Annotated in this window: 16 protein-coding genes; 9 read left to right on the forward strand and 7 right to left on the reverse strand. The window is 39.7% G+C overall.

Annotation, left to right across the window (positions count from 1 at the left end):
• Positions 1-22 precede the first annotated feature (22 nt).
• Entirely contained in the window at positions 23-526 is a 504-nt protein-coding gene (gene ectA, locus KO561_RS01570) for a diaminobutyrate acetyltransferase (protein ID WP_269140710.1), read from the reverse strand.
• A 996-nt stretch (positions 527-1522) separates the two neighbouring features.
• Complete coding sequence (gene katA, locus KO561_RS01575) at positions 1523-2986, reverse strand: catalase KatA (RefSeq protein ID WP_231095399.1); 1464 nt, start codon at positions 2984-2986, stop codon at positions 1523-1525.
• 613 nt (positions 2987-3599) lie between these two features.
• Here katA and KO561_RS01580 point away from each other — a divergent pair.
• Both KO561_RS01580 and KO561_RS01585 read left to right on the forward strand, forming a co-directional pair.
• Complete coding sequence (locus KO561_RS01580; RefSeq protein WP_231095400.1) at positions 3600-4583, forward strand: bile acid:sodium symporter family protein; 984 nt, start codon at positions 3600-3602, stop codon at positions 4581-4583.
• 43 nt (positions 4584-4626) lie between these two features.
• Positions 4627-5403 (forward strand): MerR family transcriptional regulator, encoded by a 777-nt coding sequence (locus KO561_RS01585; RefSeq protein ID WP_331000817.1) that lies wholly within the window; start codon positions 4627-4629, stop codon positions 5401-5403.
• 39 nt (positions 5404-5442) lie between these two features.
• Here KO561_RS01585 and KO561_RS20360 read toward each other — a convergent pair whose 3' ends face one another.
• Together KO561_RS20360 and KO561_RS01590 are read right to left on the reverse strand one after the other, a co-directional pair.
• Positions 5443-5571: a hypothetical protein gene (locus KO561_RS20360; protein ID WP_269140683.1), complete on the reverse strand. Its 129-nt coding sequence runs from the start codon at positions 5569-5571 to the stop codon at positions 5443-5445.
• 35 nt (positions 5572-5606) lie between these two features.
• Positions 5607-5969 carry a hypothetical protein gene (locus KO561_RS01590; protein ID WP_231095401.1) on the reverse strand — a complete coding sequence of 121 codons (363 nt, stop codon included), beginning with the start codon at positions 5967-5969 and terminating at the stop codon, positions 5607-5609.
• A 171-nt stretch (positions 5970-6140) separates the two neighbouring features.
• On the opposite strand from KO561_RS01590, the gene KO561_RS01595 reads away from it, so the two are divergent.
• From KO561_RS01595 to ltaE, 6 genes are all read left to right on the forward strand, one after another.
• Complete coding sequence (locus KO561_RS01595; protein ID WP_231095402.1) at positions 6141-6479, forward strand: DUF1360 domain-containing protein; 339 nt, start codon at positions 6141-6143, stop codon at positions 6477-6479.
• 312 nt (positions 6480-6791) lie between these two features.
• Complete coding sequence (locus KO561_RS01600) at positions 6792-7448, forward strand: lysozyme family protein (RefSeq protein ID WP_231095403.1); 657 nt, start codon at positions 6792-6794, stop codon at positions 7446-7448.
• A 219-nt stretch (positions 7449-7667) separates the two neighbouring features.
• A complete protein-coding gene (locus tag KO561_RS01605) occupies positions 7668-8864 on the forward strand; it encodes an MFS transporter (RefSeq protein WP_231095404.1) in 1197 nt (398 codons plus the stop codon).
• 56 nt (positions 8865-8920) lie between these two features.
• A complete protein-coding gene (locus tag KO561_RS01610; RefSeq protein WP_231095406.1) occupies positions 8921-9859 on the forward strand; it encodes a nucleoside hydrolase in 939 nt (312 codons plus the stop codon).
• 11 nt (positions 9860-9870) lie between these two features.
• On the forward strand, positions 9871-10818 hold the full coding sequence (locus tag KO561_RS01615) for a nucleoside hydrolase (RefSeq protein WP_231095408.1): 948 nt from the start codon (positions 9871-9873) through the stop codon (positions 10816-10818).
• A 66-nt stretch (positions 10819-10884) separates the two neighbouring features.
• Positions 10885-11904, forward strand: a complete 1020-nt coding sequence (gene ltaE / locus KO561_RS01620; RefSeq protein ID WP_231095410.1) for a low-specificity L-threonine aldolase — start codon at positions 10885-10887, stop codon at positions 11902-11904.
• A gap of 47 nt (positions 11905-11951) precedes the next feature.
• Here the strand turns inward: ltaE and KO561_RS01625 are convergent, their stop codons facing one another.
• Both KO561_RS01625 and KO561_RS01630 read right to left on the reverse strand, forming a co-directional pair.
• Positions 11952-12440 (reverse strand): GNAT family N-acetyltransferase, encoded by a 489-nt coding sequence (locus KO561_RS01625; RefSeq protein WP_231095412.1) that lies wholly within the window; start codon positions 12438-12440, stop codon positions 11952-11954.
• A 118-nt stretch (positions 12441-12558) separates the two neighbouring features.
• The gene (locus tag KO561_RS01630) at positions 12559-12984 is read right to left on the reverse strand and encodes a pyridoxamine 5'-phosphate oxidase family protein (protein ID WP_231095414.1); all 426 of its coding nucleotides are present in this window, start codon (positions 12982-12984) and stop codon (positions 12559-12561) included.
• Between the two features lie 138 nt (positions 12985-13122).
• Between KO561_RS01630 and ytzI the strand changes: the two genes are divergently transcribed.
• A complete protein-coding gene (gene ytzI, locus KO561_RS01635) occupies positions 13123-13287 on the forward strand; it encodes a YtzI protein (protein ID WP_408004835.1) in 165 nt (54 codons plus the stop codon).
• Between the two features lie 44 nt (positions 13288-13331).
• Here ytzI and KO561_RS01640 read toward each other — a convergent pair whose 3' ends face one another.
• On the reverse strand, positions 13332-14498 hold the full coding sequence (locus KO561_RS01640) for an iron-containing alcohol dehydrogenase (protein WP_231095418.1): 1167 nt from the start codon (positions 14496-14498) through the stop codon (positions 13332-13334).
• Positions 14499-14579 lie beyond the last annotated feature (81 nt).

Raw genomic sequence — 14579 nt, forward strand, 5'->3', positions numbered from 1 at the left:
TATGTTCTTTTGAACACACACTTTATTGGTCTTTTGGCCTTAATGGGCCAACTCTAAAACATAACTCCGCTTCATGTTGATCACCAGGGAACAATTCCTGGGCAAAACATTCCGTGACCGTACACTTTGTGTTATGGTCCCTTGCGAGTCGTTTAAAAAGTGATTGGGATGCTTTATTTGATGGAGTAACAGTTGCTTCCACAAAGCGAACATCATTACATGCTCTTCTGTTAACTAGTGCATTTAAAAGCTTTGATGCAATTCCTTTCCCACGTTGAGATGAATCCACACCAACTTGCCAAATAAATACAACATCTGGTTGTTCAGGGGGGATAAATGCGGTTACGAATCCTACTAGTTTGTCATTTTCTTTTGCTACAACACATGTTTCTCTGAAATACTTGCTCATCATGATATATTTATAAGCTGAGTTTTGATCCAATGTAGATTGATTTACTAATGCCCACATTGCTGTTCCGTCTTTTGGTGTCGGCTTCTCAAATGTGACCGTATCCATTGTGTCCATTACAGGGACAGTTACCGTCTGATTACTAATTGTCAATTCCTCCTTAGAGTCTAATCACCTAATAATAATAGGGTTATTGGAAAACTTGCGCAAATCAGTTAAATCTTGATAAGAGCGGATTAAGTGGACTCATTAAGGATTAGACGAACTCAATTAGTCCAACCTAAAGAATCCTGCCAAATTGTTGGGATTTCTTACAGATATACTTATACCCAGTTTTGTAGAAACGAAACCGTAATCTTAGAAACGCTTGTGTAACAAGGGATTGAGCCGGATATTTGTTTGGAAGAGCTAGACGGGGGATATAAAGAGAAAATGAAGTGAAAATTTTTAACGAAAGGCTGTGTTTTAGAAGATTGTTACTTTTCCAAGTATTGATTTTAACTTTGAAGTCGTAGTTGATATAAATTGCGACATAACGAAATAATAAAAGTTACTACAAAACCATCGGTTTAGTGACTGCTCGGTGTGTGTACGATGCTGATTTCCGTTGCGGGCAATCGCTTTCCGCGGGCACGGCTTCAGTCTCCTCAAAAAGCAAAGTTCGCTTTTCTGCGGGGTCTTCAACTCGTGCTGTTCCCGCAGGAGTCGATTGTCCTCCACTCCAATCAACATATCATATTGACATAACCAAGTTAATATTTAACAATCGTGTAATTTTAATTAAATGACTTCTAGAAAAGAGTTTATATTTCATGAAATTATTTTGTGATTTAGGTATATCTTTACTATCTTTGTATCAGAAAACGACTGTATCAGTTTCTTAAAGATTTCTTACAAAATATCAATTTTCCAGTCAGGATCAAATCCTGATTAGACATCTATAATAGCGAAGTATGCTGCCGGAGCGGCGCTTAGTCTATACTTAACGTATCAGTTGATTATCTCAAAGTCGTTACGTCGCAATTATATAAATAGTGATAAATTATGAGAAAACCCTAAAAAAAAACCGCCCTCAAGGGGCGGTAAAATGGAATGAACTAGATTAATAGAAATTTAAGCTTTCGCTGTTTCAGGTACTTGTAATCCAAGACCTTCAGCTATACGAGTACCGTATTCTGGATCTGCTTTATAGAAGTTCTCGATTTGACGTAATTTAATTTCGTCCTTTTCGACAGGCTTCAGCCCATCAACGATATTGTTAACTAGTCGAGTGCGCTCTTCTGGATTCATAAGACGGTATAGGTCACCAGCTTGTGTGTAATGATCATTGTGATCATAAGCTACACTGTCTGCAAATCCAGAAACCTCAAATGGAGCAATCTTGTTTTCTGGAGTTTCAGCTGGTCCGTTAAAACTGTTCGGTTCGTAGTTTAAAGAACCACCGCCATTGCCATCGAAGCGCATTTGACCATCACGTTGATAATTGTGGACAGGTGCTTTTGAAGCATTAATAGGCAATGCGTTATGGTTAGCACCTACACGGTAACGGTGAGCATCAGAATAAGCAAATAAGCGTCCTTGTAACATTTTATCCGGAGAAGCTTCAATTCCAGGTACAAAGTTACCAGGAGAAAGTGTTACTTGCTCTACTTCCGCAAAGTAATTTTCAGGGTTCTTATTTAGTGTCATTTTACCAACTTCAATAAGTGGGTAATCTTTATGAGACCAAACCTTTGTTACATCGAATGGATCGAAATGGTACGAATTCGCATCTTCAAGAGGCATGATCTGAACTTTAAGTGTCCAAGATGGATAATCCCCTTTGTCGATTGCGTTATATAAGTCTTCAATATGGTAATCTGGGTTTTCTCCTGCGATTTTAGCAGCCAATTCCCCGTCCATATTTTTAACACCTTGATCAGCAATAAAGTGGTATTTTACCCATACACCTTCGCCTTGTGCATTAACCCACTTGAACGTATGGCTTCCATAACCGTTCATATGACGTAATGTAGCTGGTAAACCACGATCACCGTGTAAGTAAGTTACTTGGTGTAGAGATTCAGGTGAATGAGACCAGAAATCCCATACCATATTTGGATCCTTTAAGTGAGTAGCTGGATTACGTTTTTGGGTGTGGATAAAGTCAGGAAACTTAATGGCATCACGAATGAAGAAGATAGGTGTGTTATTACCTACTAAGTCATAGTTTCCTTCTTCTGTATAAAACTTCACTGCAAATCCACGAGGATCTCGCACTGTATCTGCAGAACCTAGTTCGCCTGCTACAGTTGAGAAGCGGATGAACATTGGTGTCTTTTTACCAACTTCAGATAAAAAGTTTGCTTTTGTGTATTTGGATAGGTCGTTTGTCACTTCAAATACGCCGTGTGCACCTGCACCTTTAGCGTGAACTACACGTTCAGGTACTCTTTCACGGTTGAAGTGCGCAAGCTTTTCTAATAGGTGTACATCTTGAATTAATGTTGGACCACGGTGGCCTGCTGTGATGGAGTTTTGATTATCTCCAACGGGAGCGCCAGTGCTAGTCGTTAAGTATGTTTTGTCCTTACTCAATGTTTTAACACCTCTCCTTTTCATAGTTTAGTAACATGTACAATTATAATATAAATCTATTAAAAATCAATATTTATTTATAATAATTTTAATTAAAGGAATAAGCCTTGAAAGCAAACGGTGTAGAAGTGGAGAGGGAATAATCTTCTTCTGAGAATTACGTGGTGGTTATTTCTTATGCTTATCTTACCATGTTTGTAAGTAGTAAAGAAATAAAGACGCTCGAAGAATCATACCGATTTTATTTCTAAACAAAAAAAGAGACAGCCTGCAAAGGGAACTGTCTCTAAGAGAAAACACTCTAAAGGGATTCTAAGTTTTTGTTAATTGGGGGTAAACAAAAGCAATCAAATAGTACTCTAAAGTGTTTTCTAGTATCTAGTACATGTAAAGATGGAAGTGAACTATACATGTATTATAAATGATATTGATAATCATTTTCAATAGAAAAAATAAATTTTTTTCGCAATTGCGCAAAACTGGGAGTTTTATCCTATCATTTAACCTGAATAAATGATAAATAATGATCGTTGCCATAACAATTTCAATTCCCAAGTTATTCGATTAGCATTACAATCATGGAGGTAAGTCATCTATGTTAGGGGGCGAGTGTATGCTTGTCAGAATAAATCATTATATAGAAAAGTGGATGGCCATCATTGCGCCATTAAGCGTATTAATAGGAGTGATGTTAGAGTCGTGGCTTGCTCCACTAGCGATGCTGGTACCGTGGATTTTTGCCTTTATGACTTTTACAGGTAGTTTGGGATCGACCTTCGAATCCTTAAAAAGGGCAGTGCTCCATCCAATTCCTATTATTCTCATTCTTGGAATCCTTCATATTGTTATGCCTTTATGGGCTTGGGGCATGGGTTCTCTAGCTTTCCGAGGGGATTCATTTACGATTACAGGATTAATCCTTGGGATGATCATTCCAACAGGGATTACGAGCTTTATTTGGGTGTCCATGAAACGGGGGCATGTTGCGCTGACGTTATCGATTATTTTAATAGATACAATCATATCTCCGTTTGTTGTCCCTTTTACGCTTTCATTGTTTGTAGGGGAATCCGTTGAGATGAATGTTTGGGACATGATGAAAGGATTAATAGGGATGATTGTAGTGCCATCTATCCTGGGGATGATTTTAAATCACCTTACCAAAGGGGAGTCTAAAAAGGTTCTTTCTCCCATCCTTTCTCCATTTTCAAAACTAGGGTTAGCTTCTGTTATTATGATTAACAGTGCAGTAGTGGCTCCATACCTCGTGCCGTTTAATGCGCACTTAATCAAAATTGCAGTCGTTGTCTTTACCATTGCCTTTACGGGATATCTCCTATCGTGGCTATTTGCTCGATGGTTGAGACAAGAGGACGAAGTAGTTATTGCACTTACGTTTACCGGTGGAATGAGAAATATTAGTGCCGGTGCGGTTATCGCGGTTGCTTATTTTCCGTATCCAGTAGCTGTCCCTGTAGTAATTGGCATGCTTTTTCAACAAGTGCTAGCCTCCATTTATGGGTACATCATTGAAAAAAGGTTACTGTCGAAACCGGTTGTACAATATGAAAAAGAAAAAACCTTAAAAAGGGATTGACTCTAACGTTACGTCATAGTTTACGATGGAATGGAGGTGGTTGATGATGTATCAAATCAAAGAGGTTGCTGAGCTCGCGGGCGTTAGTGTCAGGACGCTGCACTACTATGACCGGATTGGGCTTTTAAAGCCAGATGTCGTAAAAGATAATGGGTACCGATCCTATACAGAAGAAGATTGTGCACGTCTTCAACAAATTCTCTTTTTTAAAGAGTTGGGATTTTCATTAAAGGATATCCAAGCAACCATTGACCGGCCGGATTTTGATAGAAGGAAAGCATTGATTAACCACCAAAAGCTTTTAGAGGAAAAAAAGCATCGACTTGATCTACTACTGCAATCTGTTCAGAAGACGATCGAGTCGTTAGATGGAGGTATGAAAATGAGTGTAGAAGAAATGTTTGAGCCATTTGATATGAAAAAGATCGAAGAACATCAGAAGAAATATGCGGAAGAAACAAAACAAAAGTACGGGGAAACAGATGCTTACAAGGAGTCAGCAAGAAGAGCCAAGCAATATACGGAGGATGATTGGCGTCAAATCAAAGAGCAGAACGATGAAATATATCGGGCTTTAATTCTTCGTATCGATCGGGAACCAGGAGATTCTGAAGTACAGGACTTAATAGGGCGTTATCGACAATCCATTACGGATAACTTTTATGAGTGTACACCAGAAATATTCCGTGGTTTAGGGGAGTTATATGTTTCGGATGAGCGGTTTACTAAGAATATTGATCAATATAAAGAAGGGCTCGCTGCCTTTATGAGCAAGGCCATTCGTATTTATTGTGACAATCTAGAAGTCAAGGAAGATTAAACAGGACCCACCTCTTTCATGAGGTGGGTCCTTTATCTGTTAGGTTCTATTGTTCTTATTCATTAAATCGAGGAATGATTGAAAGATTTCAATTCCCTGATATGCAAATAACCAAATCGCAGAAAAAGAAAACAGTCCAATCATAATCATCCGAACTATTGGAAACATTGCTATTCCTCCTTTATTGCTTGTAGGATTAGGTATTAGCGATGATCAATTAAGTAGGATGACTGATAGTAAATTGGTGTTAAAAACCTACGCCAGATGGAGCGATCAGGTTGTACAAACACCGAAAGGATAACAAGTATCAAACTTATGAAAGTAAGGGTTGAACCAAATACGGCATTTCCTTTTTGATCTGGATGTACATCTAGATGCCAATCCGTTACCTCTGCTTGCTCTATTCCCTCTGAAGAGACTGCTACAGGATGATAAGAAGCGTCCGAATAGGCCACTTGGTAAGGGGTATTAGCTAGAAAGGCGAGGAAAAATACAAATGGAATCATCTTTTTAATAAACAGTTTCTTTTCCCCCTTTAGCCTTTGCTTTTTCTTATGATAATCCATGACAAGGCACTGTGTAAATCATATTTGTTCGATGGAAATCTACATATTATAACAGTAACCGTTTACGAAACGTGTGAAATGGTATTTTGTACAGAGAGTAATTTTTTTAAAGAAGACCCTATCAAAATATATGTCCCCGAATAAGCTAAAAGAAGAAGGGGGAAAGAATACATGACATGGTTTGGGTTTGTTTTGTTAGCATTAGCAAGCTTTCGATTTACACATCTACTTGTATATGATCAAATAACAAAAAGATTGCGAGATCCTTTTATAGAGGAAGAGGAAGAAGAGCTTTCGGATGGAACAGTTGAAGTCCTGATTCATACGAAAGGAACGGGAGTCCGGAAGTTTGTAGGAGAATTGCTTAGCTGTCATTGGTGCACAGGTATATGGTCCGCTGCTATATTGTATGGTTTGTATGTCTTATTGCCTGGGATTGCAACTCCAATAATTATGATCTTAGCAATTGCTGGACTGGCTGCTATCATTCAAACATTACTAGATAAATGAGAAAACTCCCCGAATTACGGGGAGTATTATTTTAATCCTTTTTCTTTTTTCCACATCCACAACCGGATCTTCTACGTTTCACTACACGTTTATTTTTCACGCGTTTTCTTAATGTTTCTCTGCTCAAAACATTCACCCTCTTTCAAAGATGATTAATTCGTTCCTAATTATTATATGTAGAAAAGTGAGGGCGGGAAGGGCCATTACCCTATAGATTTCTCCATAACATCATAGACAGTCTGTTTGTTAGATTCCTAGTTCATATCGTGGTAAAATAATATAGTTACACAGCAGGATAAAAGGGGAATCGCTTTGAAGAAGAGACGAGGTACACGCATAACTAGGAGAAAGCTTCTTATTGGGTTTATCGGTATGCTGTTTGGCCTTTATGCAGTAGCTTATCTTGCGGCGAATTATGAGGGAAGTCCACCAGAGTCGCCTTATTCGTTATCTGCTCAAGTCCTTGAATATGAATCCGAAGTAGAGGCAGAACTGAAAAAAGCTGGCTTGGAAAATTATACAGCTGTTGTATTAGCCTTAATGATGCAGGAAAGTGGAGGACGCGGTACAGATCCAATGCAAGCTTCGGAGAGCTACTGCGGAGAAGTCGGTTGTATTAAAGATCCGAATATATCTATTGAAAAAGGAGTCGAGTATTTTGGACGAGTCCTTACCGCAGCAGATTATGATGTGAAATTAGCCTTGCAATCTTATAACTTCGGACGTGGGTTTATTGATTTTGTCCAACAAAATGGTGATGGATATACCCAGGATTTAGCTATTCAATTCTCGCAACAAAAATATAAAGAGCTTTCTCATACAGGAAAATATAGCTGTATTCGAGAGGAAGCGGAGAAATATGAAGCTTGTTATGGAGATATCCTGTATGTGGACGCTGTGTTGAACTATTACGAAGAGGCGCTAAAGCATACGAAGGATACAAAGGTAGTCGCGTTTCAATCAAGTTAGTGCTCACTGCAAATGGTAGTGGGCTTTTATTTATTTTTATAAGAGGATGTTCAAAAAGTCCGGGAAAAATCGCTTTGAACTTCTACGTTGGCTTGCATCTCCGTTCCTCATGTATGTATAAGAATACATTCCGGTACTTGATGCTGCGCCGCCTTGAACTTCTTTGCGCTTTTTGTCCTCCTTTTGAACTTTCATTTAAGATTAGAAAGAAGGATCTACATGACGGAACAACGAGAACCTATTTGGACAAAAAGCTTTATTAGTATTGCGGTAACACAATTTATCGTGTTTGTAGCCTTTTATACATTACTCACGACATTGCCGATTTATGTGATTGATAACCTTGGGAAAACAGAAGCGGAAGGTGGACTAGTTGTTACGACGATTCTAGTTGCAGCAATCCTCGTTCGTCCTTTTTCCGGAAAGATTTTAGAGTGGATAGGAAAGAAAAAAGGATTGTTTCTCTCCATGACTGCATTTGCTCTTGTCCTGTTTTTATATATATGGATTGACCAGTTCGTACCTTTATTGATCCTTAGATTTATACACGGTCTTTCCTTCGGCATTTTGACGACAGCAACTGGTGCTATTGCCGCAGATGTGATCCCGATGCAACGAAGAGGGGAAGGATTAGGATACTTTGCCATGTCGATGAATATTGCTGTAGTGGTGGGGCCGTTTATTGGATTAACGCTCTTGCAATGGATAGACTTTCGAACACTATTTATCTTTTTAAGTGTATTTACACTTCTGGGAATATGGTTTGCTGGCATCGTCTCTGTACCAGAGGATTTAGAAGAAGTGGAAACGCCGAAAAAAGGATTTACGATTCATGATTTATTTGAAATAAAAGCAATACCAATTGCGGTTATTAGTAGTTTAGTTGCATTGTCTTATTCTAGCGTTCTTTCCTTTATTTCGGTTTATGCCAAGTCACTTGGGCTTACAACCGCAGCTGGGTATTTCTTTTTAGTGTTTGCGATAGTGATGATTGCTTCCAGACCATTTTTAGGAAAATTATTCGATTCAAGAGGACCTTCCTGGGTCATTCTTCCATGTCTAGCTGTATTTGCAATTGGATTATACCTATTAAGTTTCACTGATTCAGCACTACTTCTCTTGTTAGCCGCTGGAATCATTGGACTAGGTTACGGCTCATTATTGCCGAGCTTCCAGACTATGGCGGTTCAAGCGGCCCACCCTAAAAGAAGCAGTCACTCTACAGCTACCTTTTACACGTTATATGATTCTGGGATTGCATTAGGCTCGTTTTCACTAGGCTTAATCGTGACACAATTTGGGTATGAAAAGCTGTACCTAATCTGTGCTGGTATTGTTGTGGTTATTATTGGTTTGTTTGCTGCCTTTCAACAGCGACAAAGAAAAACAGAAAATGTCGTAGATACAACTGGTTAATCGTAAGAAAATTCTTTAAAATAGATGAGGGACTATAGAAAGAGAGGGATAGAACAATGACAAAAAAAGTCTATTTTAACCATGACGCAGGTGTGGATGACCTCGTGTCCTTATTTTTATTAACACAGATGAAAGATATCGAAGTAACTGGTGTTTCCGTTATACCAGCGGATGGATATTTAGAGCCAGGAGTATCTGCTAGTAGAAAAATTATTGATCGATTTAGTGACTATTCCATTGAAGTGGCTCCGTCCAATTCAAGAGGGGCGAATCCATTTCCGAAAGATTGGAGAATGCATACATTCTATGTCGATGCTTTGCCGATTCTGAATGAAAGTGGAAAGATGGAAGCACCTTTAAGTGAAGAGTATGCGCACACGCATATGATTCAGACCATCCGCAAGACGGAAGGTAAAACGACCTTGCTATTCACTGGGCCATTAACGGATTTAGCTAGGGCTTTGGATGAGGCACCAGATATTGAGGACAAGATTGAGAAGCTAGTCTGGATGGGTGGAACTTTCCAAGAAGTCGGAAATGTCGAAGAACCAGAGCATGATGGTACAGCGGAATGGAATGCCTTCTGGGATCCAGAAGCAGTACAACGTGTATGGGCTAGTGGGTTAGACATTGAAATGGTTGCTTTGGAAAGCACGCAGCAGGTTCCGTTAACATTAGATGTTCGGAATCACTGGGCATCCCTTCGCAAGCATGAAGGAGTAGATTTCCTGGGGCAATGCTACGCAGCTGTCCCACCTCTCGTTCATGTAGAGACAAACTCCACGTATTTCCTCTGGGACGTACTAACAACGGCCTCGATCGGAAAACCGGAACTTGTTTCCTCGAAAACAGTAAAAAGCACAGTTCTTACGGAAGCGCCGCAGCAAGGTAGAACAGTGTTGTCCGAAAACGGCAGGGAAGTTCGTGTTGTGTATCATGTCGAAGCAAAGGACTTTTTTGATTATATGACGGGATTAGCCCAACAAGTTAAATAAGGAGACTGGCTATGAAACGAGTAATTATTGATACAGATACTGCAGGAGACGACACAATTGCTATTTTAACAGCGTTACATCACTTCGAGGTTGAAGGCATTATGATTACAGGTGGAAATGTCCAATTTGATCAGCAAGTGGAAAATGCACTTTATACGATTGAAGTGGCTGGGAAAAGTGGACAAGTTCCCGTCTATAAAGGGTTTGAAAAGCCGATTATGCAGACGGGGGAGACGGAGCATCGTACGGTAGAGGACGTTCATGGAAGCGATGGAATGGGAAATAGCTTCTTTGCTAAAGCGGTCCAACGGCCTGAGGAAGGTCATGCTATTGACTTTCTTATTGAAACAGTACATAACAATCCGGGAGAGATTAACTTACTTGCGATTGCACCTTTAACAAATATTGCATTAGCGATCAAAAAAGACCCAACAATTGTTCCGGAGATAGCTCATTTGTATATTATGGGGGGGACGAACAATGCGCTAGGGAATATTACTCCTGCGGCGGAATATAATTTCTTCGTTGACCCTGAAGCGGCACGTATCGTGTTGAATGCAGGCATCCCGATTACGATGGTAGGCTGGGAAATGTGTACGAAGTATTCCCTCATGTTCGATTCCGATCATGAGGAAATCTCGCAAATAGAAACGAAAGGTGCTCAATTCTTTCAAGATGTAAATAAAGTCGTCAAAGAATTTAATAAAAAAGTTCACCGTTTGGATGGGACGACACACCCTGATGTACTCCTTATGGCAATAGCAGCAGATGAATCGATTATGTTGGAGTCGAATTCTTATTATGTGGATGTCGAAACTTCAGGTGAATTTACTCGTGGATATAGTATTGTGGACATAAATGGAAGGTTAGAGAAACCAGCCAACGTTCGCGTATGTGAAAAGGTTGATCGGAAAAAGTTTAAAGATATTCTGTTTTCTGTCTTAGTGGCTATTCAATAATAAAAGAACATCCTTCTTTTCTTTCAGAATGGAAGGATGTTTTCATACGGTGATAAGGGGGATATTATGATTGATTTTCGAAGTGATACAGTAACATTACCGTCTGAAAAGATGCGGAAGGCAGCTTATGAAGCTGAGGTGGGCGATGATGTGTATGGCGAGGATCCATCCGTCAACAAACTGGAAGAAAAAGCGGCTGAAGTGCTAGGAAAAGAAGCATCATTATTTGTGACGAGTGGTACACAAGGAAATCAAATTGCAGCCTTAACCCATTGTCGTCCAGGTCAAGAAATTATCCTAGAAGCCAATGCCCACATTTTCTTATATGAAGGTGCAGCTATCTCGGCCTTTGCTGGTGTTCAACCGCGAACAATCGAAGGAAATAGAGGGGCAATGGATCCTAAATTAGTAGAAGAAAGTATTCGGGCGGAGGATGTACATTTCCCGGAAACTGGAATGATTTGTCTAGAGAACACCCATAACAAGGCAGGAGGAGCCATTGTACTGGTGGAAAATATGCGAGCCATATACGCGGTCGCGCAAAAGCACAACACTCCTGTTCACTTAGACGGTGCTCGCCTATTTAATGCAGCAGTAGCGAGTGGTCGAGATGTGAAGGAGTTTGCTCAGTACACAGATACGGTTCAATTTTGCCTTTCTAAAGGACTAGGTGCTCCAGTTGGATCGATTATTGCTGGTTCAACCGATTTTATCCAGCAGGCAAGAAAGTGGAGAAAGCGACTAGGTGGAGGCTTGAGACAAGCAGGAATCATTGCTGCACCTGGACTTCTTGCTCTGGAGGGAAATGTGGAGCGCTTAGAAGAAGACCATTTCCATGCTAAACAATTAGCGAATGGATTATCGCAAATTGATGGATTAGAAGTAGTGAACCAAGTGGAAACGAACATCATAATGGTCCAAATCACGAAAGAAAATGGTTCCACGGAACAGTTATTAGATGCGATGAAACAACACGGTGTTTTAGCTGGAGGAATGGGTTCAGATTGTATTAGATTCGTTACCAATTTAGATATTTCCAAGGTTGATATTGAACATGCTTTAAGTATCATTCAGAAAATTATATGACGATAAGAAAAGCCTTTACCCGCTGTCAGTAAAGGCTTTTCACTATTTCATTGCTCCCAGTAAATCATATCTGGTCCAGTCTTGATTCGGACAAATCCTGATTTCTCTAGGACACGAATGGAACCTATATTCTCTGGTAAGCATTCCGCTAGAATTTTTCCCACCTTAGGCTCTGTACGTAACCAGTTTACAAATCCAGAAACGGCCTCACTAGCAATTCCTTTTTTCTGATAGAAAGGGACAACGCCATACCCAATTTCTACAGATCCGTTTTCATCAGGACTACCTTTACATCCAATCTCTCCGACGATCATTTGAGTTTGATTGTGGACGATTAAATAGCTCCACTTACTAAATTCAGGATTGTTTGTAAGCTGTTCTTCGATAAACGGTAATATTTCTTCATAATCAGGATTTGGCCATTCTGCCGAAACCTTTACCTCTAGTAATGCTTCTAATTCGGATTTTCCCATAATTGTGGCTGTTATCAATTCTTTTGTAAAAGGGATTAACGTTAATCTTTTTGTATGAATCAATTTTGTAAACCTCCAGATTAATTAGTGGATAAGTGTTTCTGGAGATGGAATCATAGACCTCGCTCCTATATGTTTCTATACGTATTATAATGGAGCTTGGACACTTGTACAATGTGCATTAAAGTTCCAATCTATGTGGCTGATGGTCGGCATCATTCATCAACCTAATTTCAGAAGGGGTAATATCTAAAACGACGTAATTCGGGTCATCTGGCCCTTCAAACCAAGGCTCTAAATCATCGTTCCATACCATCTGTTTTACGTCATTTGAATCTTTCACTTTGGCTTTTCCTTCGATTTCTAAATACGTATCATTCAACCCTTTATTCTCATATCCGATTAGGATATGAACTTGGTCGTTTTCTTGTAAATCTTCTACCTTGTGTGTATCTTTGTCCGTTGCTGAATATAAGTGGAAGCCTTCTTCATGAAAAAAAGTCATATAACGCGAAAATGGTTTGTTATCCTTAATGCTAGCTAGCGTTCCTATTTGATTCTTGTCCAATATCTGCTGTACTTTTTCTTCTAATTGTTGTTTGTTCACTTTACATCCTCCTCGGTATAAGTAAGTTTAGTATGTGAGAATTACACGGAATTATGTTAAGTGAGAACCTCATAAAGTGCTTGTCAATCCTGGTTGTAACGATTAAGCTTTGAGTAGCAAAGCAAAGGAGTGTGCGTCTTGAAGATCTTGATTATAAGTGTAATATGTGTGATTGTCGTCATCCTTGTATTAGGATTAACGCTTATGACGATTTCAAAGGGATACGGGTATAAGCATAAGGTTGACCCTTTGCCAGCAGGAAAGGAAGATGATCAGAATTCCCGTTCTAATCGCGATTCCTGATATAAGAAAAGAGTCTCTAATCATGTAGAGACTCTTTCATATCGTTACAAGCTTTTCTTGTAAATAGTAACGGAATCTTGCTTTGTCAGCTTTTTGAAGTTTCCGAACTCAGGACGAGCAATGACGGTCTTCTCTGCCATTTCTTCTATAGTATCTTCTGTGATGTCATAATACGCTAAGCGAGATGGGGCACCAATACTGTTCCAAAATTCTCGTAGCTTTTGAATTCCTTCCAATGCTACTTCTCGGTCATCTTTACCCGAATCATCTACATCAAACACACGTACAGCTAACTGTTTAAAGCGGCCAACATTCTCATCAAGCACGTATTCCATCCAGTTCGGGAAAAGAATCGCAAGTCCACCGCCATGTGGAATGTCGTGAACAGCGGACACGGCGTGCTCGAGATTGTGAGAAGCCCAATCTCCGTTGTAGCCCATGTTCACCATACCATTTAATGCCATCGTTCCGTTGTATAAAATCGTAGCACGATGCTCGTAGCTTTCTAAATCATCTAAGAGTTTCGGTGCGGTTTCGATGACAGTCTTTAAGATCCCTTCTACCATCCGATCCTGCAATAATGTGTTTGTCTCATGGTGAAAATAGTGCTCGAGTGCATGTGACATCATATCCACGATTCCATAAACGGTTTGATTCCTTGGAACGGAATAAGTGTTTACAGGATCAAGAATAGAAAACTTCGGATAGCTATAAGGGCTTCCCCATCCATGCTTTTCATTCGTTTCCCAATTCGTAATGACAGAGCCAGCATTCATTTCAGATCCGGTTGCGGCCAACGTTAAAATTGTTCCAAATGGAAGTGAATCGGTAACGGATGCTTTCTTCGTTACAACATCCCAGAAGTCTCCATCAAAGGTTGCTCCAGCTGCAATAGCCTTTGTACAATCAATCGTACTACCACCACCAACCGCTAAAAGGAATTCAATGCCTTCCTTTTTACAAATTTCTACTCCTTTTCGAACAGTTGAGATTCGAGGGTTTGGTTCCACACCCGAAAGCTCGTGTACTTCGGTGTTTATATCAGATAGAAGGGAAAGGACTTGATCGTACAAGCCATTTCGTTTAATGCTACCTCCACCATATACGAGTAATACTTTTTTTCCGTACTGTGGCACCTCATTCTTAAGCTGTTCTACTTGTCCTTTTCCGAATATTAACTTCGTTGGATTGTAATATGTAAAATTTTGCATATTTTAACCTCCTCACTTTCTATATGATGAAGAATATTATCTCCATTGTAAAGAAATAAACATCCTTATCTTAACCATATG

The organism is Radiobacillus kanasensis (assembly GCF_021049245.1).
Taxonomy (GTDB): Bacteria; Bacillota; Bacilli; order Bacillales; family Amphibacillaceae; genus Radiobacillus; species Radiobacillus kanasensis.

What these genes read in the sequence shown, in the direction of transcription:
- KO561_RS01590 (WP_231095401.1), bottom strand. Translation starts at nt 5,969, where the DNA reads ATGGATTATCATAAGAAAAAGCAAAGGCTAAAGGGGGAAAAGAAACTG.
- KO561_RS01605 (WP_231095404.1), top strand. Translation starts at nt 7,668, where the DNA reads ATGACGGAACAACGAGAACCTATTTGGACAAAAAGCTTTATTAGTATT.
- ltaE (WP_231095410.1), top strand. Translation starts at nt 10,885, where the DNA reads ATGATTGATTTTCGAAGTGATACAGTAACATTACCGTCTGAAAAGATG.
- KO561_RS01640 (WP_231095418.1), bottom strand. Translation starts at nt 14,498, where the DNA reads ATGCAAAATTTTACATATTACAATCCAACGAAGTTAATATTCGGAAAA.
- ectA (WP_269140710.1), bottom strand. Translation starts at nt 526, where the DNA reads ATGGACACAATGGATACGGTCACATTTGAGAAGCCGACACCAAAAGAC.
- KO561_RS01580 (WP_231095400.1), top strand. Translation starts at nt 3,600, where the DNA reads ATGCTTGTCAGAATAAATCATTATATAGAAAAGTGGATGGCCATCATT.
- KO561_RS01615 (WP_231095408.1), top strand. Translation starts at nt 9,871, where the DNA reads ATGAAACGAGTAATTATTGATACAGATACTGCAGGAGACGACACAATT.
- KO561_RS20360 (WP_269140683.1), bottom strand. Translation starts at nt 5,571, where the DNA reads ATGTTTCCAATAGTTCGGATGATTATGATTGGACTGTTTTCTTTTTCT.
- KO561_RS01585 (WP_331000817.1), top strand. Translation starts at nt 4,627, where the DNA reads ATGATGTATCAAATCAAAGAGGTTGCTGAGCTCGCGGGCGTTAGTGTC.
- KO561_RS01610 (WP_231095406.1), top strand. Translation starts at nt 8,921, where the DNA reads ATGACAAAAAAAGTCTATTTTAACCATGACGCAGGTGTGGATGACCTC.
- KO561_RS01595 (WP_231095402.1), top strand. Translation starts at nt 6,141, where the DNA reads ATGACATGGTTTGGGTTTGTTTTGTTAGCATTAGCAAGCTTTCGATTT.